At 45.1% G+C, this 15839-nt stretch carries 11 protein-coding genes; 3 read left to right on the forward strand and 8 right to left on the reverse strand.

Annotation, left to right across the window (positions count from 1 at the left end; translation table 11 throughout):
* Positions 1-97: 97 nt before the first annotated feature.
* Both FKN08_RS10315 and FKN08_RS10320 read right to left on the reverse strand, forming a co-directional pair.
* Positions 98-3943 carry a DUF4011 domain-containing protein gene (locus tag FKN08_RS10315; protein ID WP_170892052.1) on the reverse strand — a complete coding sequence of 1282 codons (3846 nt, stop codon included), beginning with the start codon at positions 3941-3943 and terminating at the stop codon, positions 98-100.
* A gap of 279 nt (positions 3944-4222) precedes the next feature.
* Positions 4223-5110, reverse strand: a complete 888-nt coding sequence (locus FKN08_RS10320) for a LysR family transcriptional regulator (RefSeq protein WP_170892053.1) — start codon at positions 5108-5110, stop codon at positions 4223-4225.
* Positions 5111-5207: 97 nt separating this feature from the next.
* Here FKN08_RS10320 and budA point away from each other — a divergent pair, with 97 nt between their 5' ends.
* From budA to FKN08_RS10335, 3 genes are read left to right on the forward strand one after another with little or no spacing between them, the layout of a single operon-like run.
* On the forward strand, positions 5208-5993 hold the full coding sequence (budA, locus tag FKN08_RS10325) for an acetolactate decarboxylase (protein WP_005392587.1): 786 nt from the start codon (positions 5208-5210) through the stop codon (positions 5991-5993).
* A 29-nt stretch (positions 5994-6022) separates the two neighbouring features.
* Complete coding sequence (gene alsS, locus FKN08_RS10330; protein WP_006741055.1) at positions 6023-7726, forward strand: acetolactate synthase AlsS; 1704 nt, start codon at positions 6023-6025, stop codon at positions 7724-7726.
* Positions 7723-8481: an SDR family oxidoreductase gene (locus tag FKN08_RS10335; protein WP_170892054.1), complete on the forward strand. Its 759-nt coding sequence runs from the start codon at positions 7723-7725 to the stop codon at positions 8479-8481. Before alsS ends, FKN08_RS10335 begins: the two co-directional genes overlap by 4 nt.
* A 91-nt stretch (positions 8482-8572) precedes the next feature.
* On the opposite strand, the gene FKN08_RS10340 is transcribed toward FKN08_RS10335, so the two are convergent.
* The 6 genes from FKN08_RS10340 to FKN08_RS10365 form a co-directional block, all read right to left on the reverse strand.
* Positions 8573-10486 carry a BCCT family transporter gene (locus tag FKN08_RS10340; protein WP_170892055.1) on the reverse strand — a complete coding sequence of 638 codons (1914 nt, stop codon included), beginning with the start codon at positions 10484-10486 and terminating at the stop codon, positions 8573-8575.
* A gap of 150 nt (positions 10487-10636) precedes the next feature.
* Positions 10637-11242, reverse strand: coding sequence for a methyltransferase domain-containing protein (locus FKN08_RS10345; RefSeq protein ID WP_170892056.1), 606 nt, complete (start codon positions 11240-11242; stop codon positions 10637-10639).
* Positions 11243-11367: 125 nt separating this feature from the next.
* Positions 11368-12570, reverse strand: a complete 1203-nt coding sequence (locus FKN08_RS10350) for an AMP-binding protein (RefSeq protein WP_170892057.1) — start codon at positions 12568-12570, stop codon at positions 11368-11370.
* 9 nt (positions 12571-12579) lie between these two features.
* Positions 12580-13401 (reverse strand): ABC transporter ATP-binding protein, encoded by an 822-nt coding sequence (locus FKN08_RS10355; protein ID WP_005392594.1) that lies wholly within the window; start codon positions 13399-13401, stop codon positions 12580-12582.
* Between the two features lie 80 nt (positions 13402-13481).
* A complete protein-coding gene (locus FKN08_RS10360; RefSeq protein ID WP_006741059.1) occupies positions 13482-14726 on the reverse strand; it encodes an ABC transporter substrate-binding protein in 1245 nt (414 codons plus the stop codon).
* Positions 14727-14771: 45 nt separating this feature from the next.
* On the reverse strand, positions 14772-15839 hold the full coding sequence (locus tag FKN08_RS10365) for a branched-chain amino acid ABC transporter permease (RefSeq protein WP_006741060.1): 1068 nt from the start codon (positions 15837-15839) through the stop codon (positions 14772-14774).

Below are 15839 nucleotides of genomic sequence, written 5' to 3' on the forward strand. Positions count from 1 at the left end.
GCGCTGCTTCTAACTTAAATTCTGCGCTAAATAGTCGTCTTGTACGTTTTGTCATAGTGTCACCTGTTAACTTATGAGGTGATGATATCACCTCTAACTAAGTGACCAAATTCACTATGCCACTACACTCCGTAGATTGTTGTGTAGGAGCACTCTTCGAAGCAAGTGCAACCACGTAATCGCTTGTAATCTTAGCAACACGTTCGTCTACCACTTGAAACTCTTTTATTGTTTGTTCATGCGTTGAAGCTTTGAACTTTCGAAGCTCATCGCTGGCATCAATAAGAAGTGGGGCGAGCCAATAAGAAAAAGCAACTCGAAATTGCTCATTTAACTCTTCAGGGTTACTAACTCCTGATTCCAGAGCTTTAACCATTACATCAAGCTTATTGTCATACGCCTTCTGCTTGACTGATTGCCACTCACACCAGTTTTTCAACTTGTTTGACTGAGTCTTTATATCATTAAAATTCCGATATAGTGATTCAAGTTCAGCTTGCTCGGGTACACTGACTCCAAGTTCCGCAACAATCGAATTCGAGTTTTTGAATTCTTTTACCGCCTTGGAAAAGTTATTTAGGCTTGAATATACTTTCGACTCTTCTAAAAACTCTCTCCCATCTACAAACCATTTTCTTATCGCAATCAATATTTCAGAGGGTTCATCAGTCAAGCTAACCAGGTTAGATACAATCTCACGAATTTTTTTCCCTGTTACTGCAGTGCTTTCTAATATTTCGTGAGACGTATCCCAACCTTTCCAGACCGAGTAGTCCCCAATAATGTTGATATATTCTTCTATTGAGTTCTTGAGCTTCTGAACCGTCGCAATTTTTTCAAGAAGTAACAAATCTTCAATTTGAGACAGGCCAAACTCTTTCGCTTCGCGATTTATCTTACGCTTGCGAAATATTGCTTTAAACCAACTTGTTTTAGCTTCTTCAGCCAATTGTAGCCATCTCTCTGTGGGTAACTTAGACAAGTTGTCGCTAGTCACGCCATGCGATATGTCTTTAAGCTGCTGGTCGTAATCTGCTTTTAATACCGACAACTCTTGAATGGCTGCAATTCGTTCTTTTGAACCAGAATCTACAGCGAATGCAATATCTTCAAACGTTGCGATCATTGCCAACTCATAAGCACTTTCTAGTGCTTCAACATTTTTAAGCGTTTGGCGTATCGAGGTAAGCGAAAAACTCGATTGAACCTGTTGTGTCCAATCTATTAAGACATCGTAGTTTTTTAACCAGTCATCAATAACAGCAAGTAAATTAGACTGCCAAACATTCGACCACTCAGTAGCAAAAACTGGCATAAATGCGTTGATTTTCAATCCCTTAATATCAGAGAATGCTAGTACTAGCCTCCCGACTAACTCTTTAATCCTAACTAAATCCTCTTTTGTAGAAATAGGAGCTGCTGTTATGTCAGGGAGCCAATCTAGCTTGACTTTTAAGGTTTCACCATTTAATGCAACGGTAGAGATAGCGTCTCTGGCTGAGATTCCAAATGCCGATTTTCCATGTAAAGCACGAACATAATTGTTAAGCTCATCTCTCCTCGACTTGAGCTCTATAATACTCGCTTCCCATTCTTCAGAGCTTAAACCCTCTCTTTTCTGCCATGCCTTATTTAATTGTTCAAGAACTGCTCGTTTGTTCGCTTTATTGCTATGTAGTTCCAAGCAAAGATGATCCAAACCTACTTTCTGTAAACGGCGATATACCACATTCAGTGCAGCCATTTTCTCCGCGACAAAGAGTACTTTTCGCCCGAGCCCGATATTATGAGCAATGATATTAGCGATAGTCTCTGACTTTCCGGTTCCTGGTGGCCCTTCCAGAACGAAATCTTGTGCACGAGCAGAAGCATCCACTGCAACCAACTGAGAACTGTCGCAGTTCAAAGGAGTATAAATCGAGGCAGGATCTAATTTCTCATCAATTTCTTCTCGTTCGATAAACGAGCTCTCTTGAGGGTATGGGTCCCTAGGGTTATCAACTAAATGCTTAACAAATAAATTTTCCTTGAGATCATCTAACCGATCTTTAAGATCTTTCCACATCAGATATTTAGCGAAAGAGAAAGAACCTAAAACTAGCTCTTCCACTAACTCAAAACCAGCTTGTTCCTTAACGGCGTCTCTTACTCTGTGCCATACATATGGTACATCTATACCACTATCATCCATCGGTAATTCATCTCGAAATTCACTTAGGTTGATATCATGCTCGGATTGCAGAAACTCAATAAGAGTAAGATTAAAAATTGGTTCTTCTTCTTGAAGTTGCTCGACGTAAACAGACGCACGAGCACTACGACGGGTAAGCTTTACGGGAATTAATAATAGAGGAGCTTTATAACTTCTTGTATCTTCTGGGTTCTCTTTCCATTTCAAAAAGCCAAGCGCTAGAAAAAGCGTATTCGAACCACCCTCTTCCAGATCATTTTTTGCTTTTCGGAACAACTCTATAGAGTTTCGCTCTAATCGATTAGGTGACTGATTAGCAATCAGAATCTTATTCTGAATTTGATTGAACGCGTAGCTTCGATGGAGATCAGACCCGGACTGAAGACGAAACAATTCGTTATCGCGCTCAGAGTCAAAGTAAGGACTTTCCTGTGCAGACTGAAACTTAAATTTTACGCCATCTGCCAACATATCTTCGATCGCAGCAATATCAGGACAATATAATTTGATCGCAATGGCTCGATCACTAAAGTTAAGAAGGCTATTTTTCTTTGTTAAATCAAGAAGCTTGCGTGACCAAGTATCGATCCTAGTTTCTGGAGTTTCCTCTATAACTTGTTCTTCTTTTCGCACAGGGGGTAACGGTGGAACAACAGGTAACATCAGCTCAACTGAAGTATCTTCTGACGTTTTTTCTTCTCGTGTAGCTTCTACGGTTGAGAGTGGTTTTATCGCTTGCGCTCTCGCTTGAGCAATATCAATGACCATCACAAACTGTTTTTCATGTTCTTCTGATAGCAATTCTCGAGCATGCTCTCTCGACTGCTCAAAAGTAATTGGAGAGTCACTAGTAACTAAAGTCGTTTCAAACAACACTAGATCACGGTTATCTATCCGTTTTCTTACATCCTGAGGGTCATCATTTGTTAAGATAGGTAATCTTTCATCAATAAGCCAAGCACCCGCAAAAGCATGACCTTCCGTGATTGCCACGACAGGATTCAAACCCATTGCTTCGATACAACTAGCAAACAACACAGACAAATCCAAACAAGCCGCCATTCTGGAATTACTAATATCAGAAGGCAGCCTAACGCGCTGACCCAATTTCGCAAACCCCTTAGGCGGGCTTACATAAGCTAGCTTTTCTTGAAAAATTACGTTCCACAAAGCTGCGATCATTAGGTACGGCTTTTCACGTGTATTCGACTGATAGCCATCGACAGAGCGCCCATAGCCACCTTTTTCAAGAACTTGTGTAACCTTGTGAATAAGAGATTCAACATATACACCGTTGGGCTTGACAAATGCACCTAACAGAGCTGGTTGACGGATCTCTCCGCCCCAATAATCAGCAGGCAGAACATCAAGAGGAACTTTACACTCTTTGAATACCTCCCCATCGTCACTCATCAATTTAAAAAACAAAGATAGTTTTACTTCTTCAGTTAACCCAAACAGCTTATCAAAGGGAAACTGTAACTCTTTTACTTTTAAACTTACTACCTCACCAGGCTCTAAGCGATCAATATGCCATGATGTTTCATCTAGCCAGCCTTCAACTCCTTCGAGTTTAAGAACAAGCGACCGATATGTGGGGGATTCTTGTTCCTCTTTTTTAGGGTAACTCACTCGGATAGACTTAATTATTGGATAAGAGTTTTGCTGAGCAGCAAGTGAAAAAGTCGGAGTAATATCAATATCTAATTCAATGCCGTTAATTAATGTCTCTTGGACACTTGTATCTAACACTTTCAATTCCTTCCAGCTGGCTGACATATGAAACTGAGTTAACTTTTACTCTCTCAATACATTCAAGTCTAACTGGAATTTAAAATTCTATGATTATTGATGGGTCATACAGTAAATATTGATAAAATAATATCTATTTAAACAGCTCTAACGTGAAACAAATCACAATGAAAATATGATACAGCTTATTAAGTGTATATCGTATTTGGATCACCAAAGAACAAAAACGTTTATAAAACGAAGCCTTTTGATCAAGCGGTGTTGAGCTAATGATTTGGCCTAAAGCAGAGCCTCAACATGACCGATGTGCATGGCTACTTTTAACGCTTGTTTATTGAGATTAGATGCCTCCCAAGCAACAACAACACGACTAGTGAGAGGGATATCATCAATCTCAGCGACTGTCGCGGAATCATCGAGATGTTCAGCCAGTGAACGCGGAACGAGAGCAATACCTAACCCAGCCTGCGCCATGGCAATCGTCGTACGAAGTTGCGGTGCTGCGAACTGTGGTTCGAGCCTTACTCCTGCGTCGGCAAAAAGTGTGCTCATGCCATCAAACAATGCGGGGCCCGTCTCTCGTGGAAACAGTAAAATTTTATGGCCTCTCAACTGTTTCATCTGGATACAGTGATACTTTGCCAGCTCGTGCCCCGCTGGAATCACCGCGACAAACGGGTCGTTAAACAACACCTTGTGTTCAAAAGGCTCACTGGCGTAACAGGGTAGCCGCATGATTGCGAGATCAAGTTGTTTGCTTTTTAACTGAGTGGCAAGCTCTGGCATTGACAGTTCCGCCGTCTGTAAATGAACCCCATTATCTTGAATACGCCCAATTCTCTCCAATACCTTAATGCAGGTTGATGTTGACGTCGCGAACCCGATTTTAACCTGCGTGTTTTCACCACGAGCAATCTGACGAGCTTTTGCTTTAGCGCGTTCCACATCAGCAAGAATATTTACCGCATCCGTATAAAAGACTTGCCCTGCATGGGTCAGCTCTACTCCTCTAGACAAGCGCTTAAATAGGTCCACGCCAAGCTCGTGCTCTAGCTTTTTGATTTGTTGACTCAAAGGAGGTTGCGCAATCCCTAGCTGTTCAGCCGCTCGGGTAAAGTGACGAGTCTCGGCGACCGCGACAAAATACTTCAGGTAGCGAAATTCCATATATTTTCCATATCAAAATAAATCTTTTTTATATTGGATTTAGCACCGTGTAGAAGTCAATCTAAATATACTCTTCATTGCATAACTGGTCTTAATCATGCGTGGATTTTATAACCCTCTATGTGCTTGTTCGCTTGAAGTAGCGAAAGAATTTTCTGAATACCATCACGTTACCGGAGATGGTGAGATTTATCAGACTTCGTTGATGAGTGCTTTGATCGCTGGTGTTTACGAAGGCTCAACAACCATAGAAGAACTGCTGAAACATGGGGATTTTGGTTTAGGTACGTTCAATGAATTGGATGGTGAGTTGATTGCTTTTGATAAGGAAGTTTTTCAACTCAAGTCGGATGGCTCCGCAAACCCGGCAGACCTAGCGCAAAAAACGCCCTTTGCTGTCATGACTTTTTTTAAGCCTGATATCGAGCTGCCACTGACATCGCGCATGTCACGTCATGAAGTCCATAGCCTCATAGACGACATGGTTCCAAGCGATAACCTATTTTGCGCAGTGCGTATTGATGGCGTTTTCGATTCAGTTCGTACTCGCACCGTACCTAAACAAACACGCCCTTATCGGCCAATGCTTGAAGTGGTCAAAGAACAACCAACATTCCGCTTCACGCATAAGCAAGGCGTGGTCGCCGGCTTTCGCAGTCCTAAATATACGACTGGCATCAATGTACCCGGCTATCACGAACACTTTATTACCGATGACCGCCAAGGAGGTGGTCATATTCAGGATTACAGCATTTCGTCAGGGTTCCTCCAGATTGGCAAAGTCTCGCGGCTAGTGATTGATACCCCGGTATCGACAGACTTCCTCAGTGCCAATTTGGCTCCGGAAGATATAAATACCGCCATAGAAAAGGCGGAAAAGTAACAAAGTCAGGCAAATAATAAGGACAACAAATGCAATCCAAACCTTCAAATAAAAATGGAGCTCAGTTGATCGCTCAACAGCTAGAGTCTCTCGGCATTAAGTACATTTTCGGTATTCCCGGTGCAAAAATCGATCGACTGTTCGATGCGATTGAAGACACTAACATCCAAATGATTCCGGTACGTCACGAGGCTAACGGCGCGTTTATGGCGGGCGTTATGGGAAGACTAACCGGCAAAGCAGGCGTCACAATGGTTACGTCAGGTCCAGGCTGTGGAAACCTAGTTACGGGGGTGGCAACAGCAAACTCCGAAGGCGATCCGCTGATTGCTATCGGTGGTGCTGTGAAACGAACTGACCAGCAAAAACAAACACACCAGAGCATGGATACCGTCAGTATTTTTCGCTCTATAACCAAATTCAGTGCTGAAGTGCAGCATGTGGACGCCGCAAGCGAGATCATGGCGAACGCATTTCGTATCGCAGAGTCAGGTCGTCCGGGGGCTTGCTTTTTGAGTCTCCCTCAAGATGTTTTATCCGAGCAAACCCAAACGGACATTATTGTCCCCTCGCCTTACACACAGCCTGGTTGCGCAGACATCGCAGCAATCGAAGAAGCGGTCAGTCGAATCAGCAAAGCAAAGCGTTGTGTGGTTTTACTTGGCCTTCACGCGAGCCGCAGCCAAAACGCTGCTGCTATCGCCCGATTTCTTCAAAATACGCAGCTACCCGTTGTCGGCACTTACCAGGCCGCCGGGACCGTAGACATCAATTACTATCACCACTTTGCAGGGCGCGTCGGTTTATTTAACAACCAACCTGGCGATGTTTTACTGCGGGACGCCGATTTAATTCTCACCATCGGCTTTAGCCCAATAGAGTATGACCCTGAGCTTTGGAACAGCCACCGCAACCCAGTGATTCACCTCGATATTGAACCGGCTGAATACCAACTTAATTATCAGCCTTGTGTTGAAATCGTCGGAAACATTGCGCAGTCATTAGACAAGATGGGCAGCTATATCTCTGAATATGCTCGCCTTTCCCCAACGGCACTTTCAGTACTGGAAGAGGTAGCACTGCAACGGCAAGTGATCAAAACCTATCCCAATGTCTATAACAAGCAAGGATTTCATCCACTGGCACTGATTAAAGCCATGCAATCTATCATCACACCAGATACCACGCTATGTCTTGATATGGGGAGCTTCCACATCTGGATCGCTCGTTACTTAAGTTGTTTTCGAGCTCGCCAAATGCTGGTGTCTAACGGCCAACAAACGATGGGCGTTGCACTGCCATGGGCCATTGGTGCCAGCCTACTGAAACCTGGTAGCAAAGTGGTATCGATATCGGGAGACGGCGGTTTTATGCAATCGAGCATGGAGTTAGAAACCGCGGTTAGACTGAACTGCAATATCGTCCATATTGTGTGGGTTGATAACGCCTACAACATGGTAGAAATGCAAGAGTTCAACAAATATCAACGCTGCTCTGGTGTGAAATTTGGACCAATTGATTTCAAGGCGTACGCCGAATCATTTGGCGCGAAAGGCTTCGCAGTGACTAGTCAACACGAATTGCTACCGACATTGAATAAAGCCATGGACGTTGAAGGACCAGCAGTGGTGGCTATCCCCGTAGATTACAGCGACAACGACAAACTGATGTTGCCGCGCACAGAGAAAAATCAAGATCCCGTTTTTGTAAGTTTCGAAGGAGAAATCGCATGAGAGGATTAAAAAATAAAGTCGCACTCGTCACTGGTTCTGCCAATGGTATTGGTTTGGCCATCGCAAAACGTTTGTATGAAGAAGGCGCAAACGTCGCTCTTGCCGATTGGAATGAAGAGCAGTTGGCAAACGCTGTTGAGGACTTTGATAAACAGCGCGTGTCTGCGCATTCCATTGACGTTTCTGATCCAGACAAAGTCGCAGCACTGATTTCTGATGTTGTTACCCGTTTCGGTAAACTGGATATTTTAGTAAACAATGCTGGCGTACATGTCCCAGGATCCGTGATTGAAGGTAGTGTGGAAGACTGGAAGAAGATCTCTGGTGTAAACATTGACGGCGTCGTTTATTGCGCGAAGTTTGCGTTACCTGAACTCTTAAAAACGAAAGGTTGTATGGTGAATACCGCGTCCGTTTCCGGTTTGGGTGGTGACTGGGGTGCCGCATTCTATTGTGCGAGTAAAGGCGCTGTGGTCAACCTGACTAGAGCGATGGCATTGGACCATGGTGCGGAGGGTGTAAGAATTAACGCCGTATGCCCCAGCTTAGTAAAAACCAACATGACGAACGGCTGGCCGCAGGACATCCGCGATAAATTCAATGAGCGCATTGCGCTTGGCCGAGCAGCCGAACCTGAAGAAATTGCGTCTGTCGTGACTTTCTTGGCAAGTGATGACGCATCTTTCATTAATGGCGTAAACCTACCTGTAGACGGCGGTGCCACCGCATCAGATGGTCAACCTAAAATAGTATAAGCATTAACACTGACTGAGCAGAATTTTTAACTGTAAGGTACCCACGCCAAAAAAAGAGCCGAGTTTGTACTCGGCTCTTGTGAGTCTGTTCTTAAGCCTGCGACGATGCTAAACCTGCCGACGCGCCGCCTAATAACACATGATTAAACTCCATTCGAGATTCTTGGGCTTGTTCAGACAGTTCTTGTTTCTTCTGTTGAGCCAACTCAAGCGCTTCGGTTAGTTGCTGTAGCTCTGTTTGCATCTCTTCTGGTAAATGATGGTCCGAAAACCCAGATTCACAGCTATGTTCTAAGGCAAATGCGCGAATTCTCTTACGCATGCTCATCAGGGCTGCCATTGCTTCGCGCTCTTCTTCAGCCGCCTGTTGAGCTAAGTCTTTAAAGCGCTCAAATTTCGCCAAAGCCATTCCCTCTGTTGACCAAGGGTCAATTTCCGGCAGTTCTTCAATGTTAATGGTTGGCTCTTCGTATTCTGCTTGATGTTTAATATCTAGGCTCGCCGCGCGAACAAAGGACACCATCAACATCACCGAGATAACTAACAACGGTAAACCTCCCACGATCGCAGCGGTTTGTAATGTCGATAAACCTCCCATGAACATTAGGACGGTTGGCAGAAAAGACAAAGTAAACGCCCAGAACAAACGGTTCCAGCGCATCGGTTCTTCCGTCACATCATTTTGAACCACAGACGCAAGAATGTACGAGATAGAGTCAAACGACGTCGCCGTAAAAATGATACACAATAGTGTAAAAACACCAATAACGACTGGCCCTAACGGTAGCGTATCTAACGTTGCCAAAATAGCCGCCGGTGCGCCCGATTCATTGAGGATTGCGATGACATCAAGCTCACCCGTCAATTGCAACGATAAACCGTAGTTACCTAAAACAATGAAGAATAAGAAACAACCTAAAGAACCGTAAAATATCGAACCTACGACCATCTGTTTGATCGTTCTTCCACGCGAGATACGCGCAACAAACAATCCCATACAAGGAGCAAAGACCAACCACCATGCCCAGTAGAAAATAGTCCAGTCTTGCGGGAAGTGTGTATCCGTAAACTCACCATAACCACCAAACGGCTCCGCCCAGGTGGCCATAACAAAGAAGTTAGACAACATACGACCAATAGAATCTAAGCCTGTCTCTAACATGAACACGGTTGGCCCAACGGCGAGTACAAAGAGTAACAAGCCCATCGCACCCCAGAAGTTAATGTTACTAAGAAATTTGATCCCCTTCTCAAGCCCTGCATACGCGGAGTAACCAAAAATAGCAGTACAGAGAAGTAATACAGCCACTTGGCTGAAGGTATTGTTTGGAAGACCGAAGATATGATGTAGACCACCGTTGATAAGAGGCGCTGCTAAGCCAAGCGTAGTCGCCGCGCCACCCAACATACCAAAAATAAACAACACATCAATAAACTTGCCAATACCACCGTTTGCACGCTTTTCTCCTAATACAGGCATTAACGCACTAGAAATTTTCAAAACAGGTTGTTTGCGTACATAAAAGAAGTAAGCGATAGGTAGAGCAGGAATAAGGTAAATTGACCAAGCGATCGGTCCCCAGTGAAACAGACCATAAGTCGCGGCCCAGCGAATGGCTTCTTCACTGCCTGCTTCCAACTGAAATGGTGGTGATTGATAGTAGTATGCCCACTCGATACACCCCCAATACAGAATACTTGCGCCAATACCTCCACAAAATAGCATTGCAGCCCATGAGGCGTTACCAAATTCTGGTTGCTCGTCGGCTTCACCAAGTTTGATTTGGCCAAGATCGCTGAACACCGTGTAAATCATAAAACACATTGCTGCGATACCCAGTGCGAGGTATAAAACACCAAGCTTATCGGTCATGAAAAATTTGGCCGAAGCTATCCAATCCGCACCTTGTGTGGGAAATAAAATTAAAGGTATAACGACGCTGAGTAAAAGAAATAGTGAGCCTAAGAAGGTAGGCTTATCGATGAGAGAAAATGATTTGTCCATATTATATGTCCTTATGTTTTCAAAGGACATGATCTACATTTCTCACAACTTCGCCAATTCACAACACTTATCGTTACCACAAGAATAATTGTCTTTAAAATATGCATTATGTGATGCTGATTTGGTATTCATTATTTGATGCCATAGCGTTTAAATACGGCAGCTTTTCTGCCACACCATCCAGCGCTCTCTACCTTTAAAAACCTCAACACTGTTTGCCACCACTGAGGATTCCACAAGCTTAAACGCCGGTTCTAGATAACCCTCCAACTCCCCACTTCGCAAACAAAATGGAGGGAACCGAGAGTGGTAATCATCATCTATAACGAAATAACCAATTAAAAAACCGCCGCTTAGCAGTAATTTGTCCACCATCGCAAAGTATGCTGGCCATTTGTCTCTCGGCAAGGCAGCGAGAAAGGCACGCTCGTAAATTACATTAAATGAGTGCGTAAAGTCGGCGTTAAATACATCCCCCAACACGACTTTATCTTTGTGCTTGCTTAACGTCGATTGCGCCATTTTTACTGCTTGTTCACTGTAATCCATCGCGATCACGTCATGCCCATATTGAATAAAAGAGCTGAGTTCATAAGCAGCGCCACAGCCAGGGATAAATACAGACTGACCGCTATTAAGCGCTTTTTCTAGGTAAGCTTTTAGCTCTTGAGGTGTGGTTTTGGCATCCCATGGCATAGTGCCTTGGGTAAACAAATTATCCCAAAACTGTTGATTGATGGTCGGTGCCTGCTTCATTTATCGCCCTCCTGATTGTACTGGCACAAAAAGAAAGGGATACGCAGCACAATGTGGTATCCCCTCTCCTAGCCTTTGATTTTTACGTTGTTAGCTTTTTTATAACTGCGGTTTACAATGACGGATTAACTGCGCAAGTCATTGATTAACGGCTGTTCGGTCTGATTGGACACGAACTGGACATTGCCTTTCAGTTTGGTGACAGACTGGAGTGTCGCTTGAATGTCCTCTGCCGAGACATGAACATCATGACAGCAGAAAGTAATGGTATCGTTGAAGCCATCACGCTCAATTTTCAAGGAGCCTTTAATATCGTGGCGACGACAGACTTCTTGGATCTGATGCGGATAAACAAACAGGCCTTTCACTTTCACCGCTAAGTCCGCACGTCCCATCCAGCCTTTAATTCGCGCATTCGTGCGTGGCGAATCCGAGCCCGTTTCTAGGTATGCCGATAAATCTCCCGTTGCGTAGCGAATCAGCGGGAACTTCTCATCGAGCGATGTCACGACTACTTCACCGACTTCTCCCAGTTGTACAGGAATGCCATCAGGATTAACGATTTCAACGATAATATCTTCGGCAACCACCAAGCCTTGCTCGCCTGTGACTTGATAAGCAATCAAACCAAGCTCTGCAGTTGCGTAGGCTTGAGAGACTGCAATGCCTTTGTCCGCAAACGCCTGTTGCATGTCTGCAGTGACTGCTTCACCAGAGACCAGCGCTTTGGTAAAACTCGGCGACTCATCGTATTTATCTTGGTACTTTTGTAATAACGTCAGCAAGTAAGACGGCGTGCCCGTGTAACCCGTTGGCTGCAGCTGTTTAATCGCTTCAATTTGTGCTTCGGTATTCCCGACACCCGCCGGAAATACCGCGCAGCCACAAGCTCTTGCGCCACCATCCACAATAAATCCACCAGGCGAGAAATGATAAGAGAGCGTGTTATGCACTAAATCGCCCGCACTAAATCCAGCCGCGTGGAACGCGCGCCCCATACGCCAGAAATCCGCCTCATCCGTTTGTGCCTCATACAACGGCCCCGGAGATTGGAATACACGCGCCGTCTGACCAATCGCAACACTATTTAAACCACCAAACGGCGGTTTAAGTTGCTGTTGGTTTGGCATATTGAATTTGCGCGTAATCGGAAACTGGGTAAGCCCTTCACGATTATTTGCCAACGTAGGCTCTAACTCAGCAAAATGCGCCGCATAATGTTCGCTGTTGGCTTTTGCATTTTCAATCAACGTTGGCAGACGTTGAAACAGCGATTCTTCTCGTGCCTGCAGAGACAACGATTCTTTCGCATCAAATAGTTCGTTCATCCTTGCTCCTTATAACCAACGCTTACGACGTTTGTAAGATTTCAGATTCTTGAAGCTCTTGCGATCTTCATCGCCGCCGCCAAGGTAGAACTCTTTCACATCTTCATTGTTTAGCAGTTCGTGCTTGCTGCCATCCAGTACGATTTTGCCTGATTCCATGATGTAACCGTAATCGGCCGCTTGAAGGGCAAAGTTGGCATTCTGCTCAACCAAAAGCATGGTAATGCCTTGATCTTTATTAATCTTGTTAATAATGCTGAACACCTCCTTCACCAACAGCGGCGAAAGCCCCATCGAAGGTTCATCCAACAAGATCATTTTTGGACGAGCCATCAGTGCACGACCAATCGCTAGCATTTGCTGCTCACCACCTGACAAATAACCCGCTAGACCTGTGCGCTCTTTAAGGCGAGGGAAATAATCAAACACCATTTCGATGTCTTGCTCGACTTCGTTGTCCGTGCGCGTGTAAGCGCCTAAGCGAAGATTTTCTATCACCGTCATGTCTTCAACAATTCGGCGCCCTTCCATAACTTGGAAGATGCCCGAACGGACGATCTCTTCCGGGCTTTTGTTGTCTATGCGCTCGCCCATGAAGTTGATTTCGCCGCGCGTCACTTCACCATCTTCGGTTTTCAACAAACCAGAAATGGCTTTCAACGTTGTGGATTTACCCGCACCGTTGGCACCCAGTAAGGTCACAATCTGCCCTTTTGGAACTTCTAAGCTCACACCGCGAAGTACTAGTATTACTTCGTCGTAGACGACTTCAATGTTGTTCACTGAAAGCAGTATTTCTGCCGGTTCGATATTCGTTGCTAATTCAGCCATCAAACTACTCCTTGCTAGGGTGAGAGTGTTCTCTCACCCATCCTTATTTTCAGTAAGCTTTGTTATTAATAAGTCGTAGATTAGTAACCTAGCCAATCGTCACGACGTGACAATGTCACTTGGGACACTTTCTTAATATCGACTGCGCCGCCGTTGTTGTTACCCATAAACACGTTCACGGTTGTTGTGCCACGGTGATCTTCCGGCTTCCAGTTCGCAGGTACACAAACACCTTCTAAGCCTTGTGGGACCCAGTTGTCATGGACATACATGCCCTTCTTGATGTTTTCACCCGTGATGCCACCGTTGTCTTTCGCCCACTCCATCGCTTCTTTCATGTAGAACGCAGAACAAATGCCGCGAATGTAGTGGTGAGTTCTAAACTCGCCAGGCTCTGATTCAGACTGCTTAGAAATCTCACGAACCAGTTTCATGCCTTCGTTATCGTCTCCCCAAAACGCCGTCATGCCAGGAAAAACGTAATCTTTAAGGCCATCGCCCGCCGCTTCAAGTACTGGTTTGTCACCGCCCCAAATGTTCGCCATGTACTGGAACTCTGTACCAACCGTATTACAAGACTTCACGAGTGAGATTACCGAGCTACCGATATTGGCAATGTAACCGTAGTTGGTGCCAGACTCTTTGAGTGACAGACATTGTGCTTTGAAGTCCCCTGGTTTTAGTGACACAACGACTGGGTTTTGCACCTCAAAACCAAGCTCTTCAGCATATTCTGCACACGCTTCTTTTGGCGCATTCGGGAATGGGTGGTTATCGCCAATATGGGTAAATTTCGGCGCACCTTGGTTGCCCTTTGATTCCCAATCTTCTTTCGCCCACTTCACTAGTGCACGACACGCATCTGAGTACGACGCACCATAGAAGAAGTTATAAGGCGCTGGTTTCGCGGTTTTTGGGTTCTTGCCGGTTGGGTCCGTTAAGTGACCTGAATAAGAGGCAGAGAACACTGGCACTTTGTCTTTGGTCACAAACGAGATGAGTGCTTCGGTATCTGCCGTGCCCCAACCTTGTAGCGCAACCATGTCTTTACGCGCCACCCAACGTTTGTAGTTGGAAATGGCTACTGGCACTTTATACGCCATGTCTACCGTTTCAAATTCGAGCTCAGTACCATTAATGCCACCGTTTTGGTTGATCCAGCGTAATGCGTCTCGCACACCAGAACCATAAGGCTTACTCACGTAGGCTGTTGGTCCAGAAAAGTCGACCAATTGCCCGACAAATACAGAGTCTTTTGCCCAAGTGGCGGTAGTAAACAGTGCCGAAGATAGCACCAACGTTGTCGCTAAATGTCCTTTGTTCATAACTCGTTGTCCTTGTTATTGAGGTATATTCCACTTAATTCCACGTTAATATGAGAACGGATAGTGTTTCCAATATGCTCTAATCTGTTGCCAGCGATGCGATAACCCTTGAGGTTCGAAAATAAGGAACAGCATGATGACCAAGCCGATCGCCATTTCTTTGAAGTAAGCAAGCCCATCAACGAACGAAGTGTTATTGCTAAACGCAGCCAACCCCGTCACGCCAAACTCCAACACTTCTGGCAGTAATACGATAAATATCGTGCCCATCAATGTGCCTTTGACGGAACCCAAGCCACCAATGATGATCATTGCCAAGAACTGGATAGACATCATGATGGTGAAACCTTCTGCTGATACAAAACCTAGATAATGTCCGTAGAGTGCGCCCCCGATGCCCGCATAGAATGCGCACACACCAAATGAGAGCAGACGATATTTGGTTAGGTTGATGCCCATGATTTCTGCCGACAGGTAGTGATCTCGTACCGAGACAAACGCGCGACCATCACGAGAACGGATCAAGTTCGATGCCCACATGTACATAAAGATCAACGCAAACAGAGCAATGTAGAAGAAGCTTTCATCGGTCGTAAACTCAAAGCCAAACAGATTGATAGGGTTTGCACCAGCACCATATGAGCCGCCACTGAACCAGTCTGCGCGAGCAAAGAAGTCCTCTAAAATAAACTGCGCAGCCAAAGTCGCAATCGCGAGGTATAAGCCTTTAATTCGCGCAGCTGGCAGACCAAAGAGCATCCCGACAATCATGGTTAAGTAACCCGCAAGCGGAATCGCAAACACGACTGGAATGTTGAACTGGTTATTTAGCCAAGCCGATGCAAAGGCGCCAAAGCCAAAGAACGCACCGTGACCTAGCGAGATTTGTCCTGTAAAACCAACCAGAATGTTTAAGCCCAATGCCGCGATACCGAGGTATGCAATCTGAATAAACAGGTTGAGGAAGTAAATATCCAAGACCAGCGGTGCTGCCAGCATGGCGATAACACCAGCAATCGCAAGGCTTCTGATGGTTTTGGTTTCAAAAATTGGCGTATCACTTTTGTATGTGGTTCGAAAATCCCCACATGGGCGCATGCTAAGTTGAGCCAT

The sequence above is a fragment of the Vibrio sp. 1-2 (7-a) genome (assembly GCF_013048515.1).
GTDB lineage: Bacteria > Pseudomonadota > Gammaproteobacteria > Enterobacterales > Vibrionaceae > Vibrio > Vibrio diabolicus.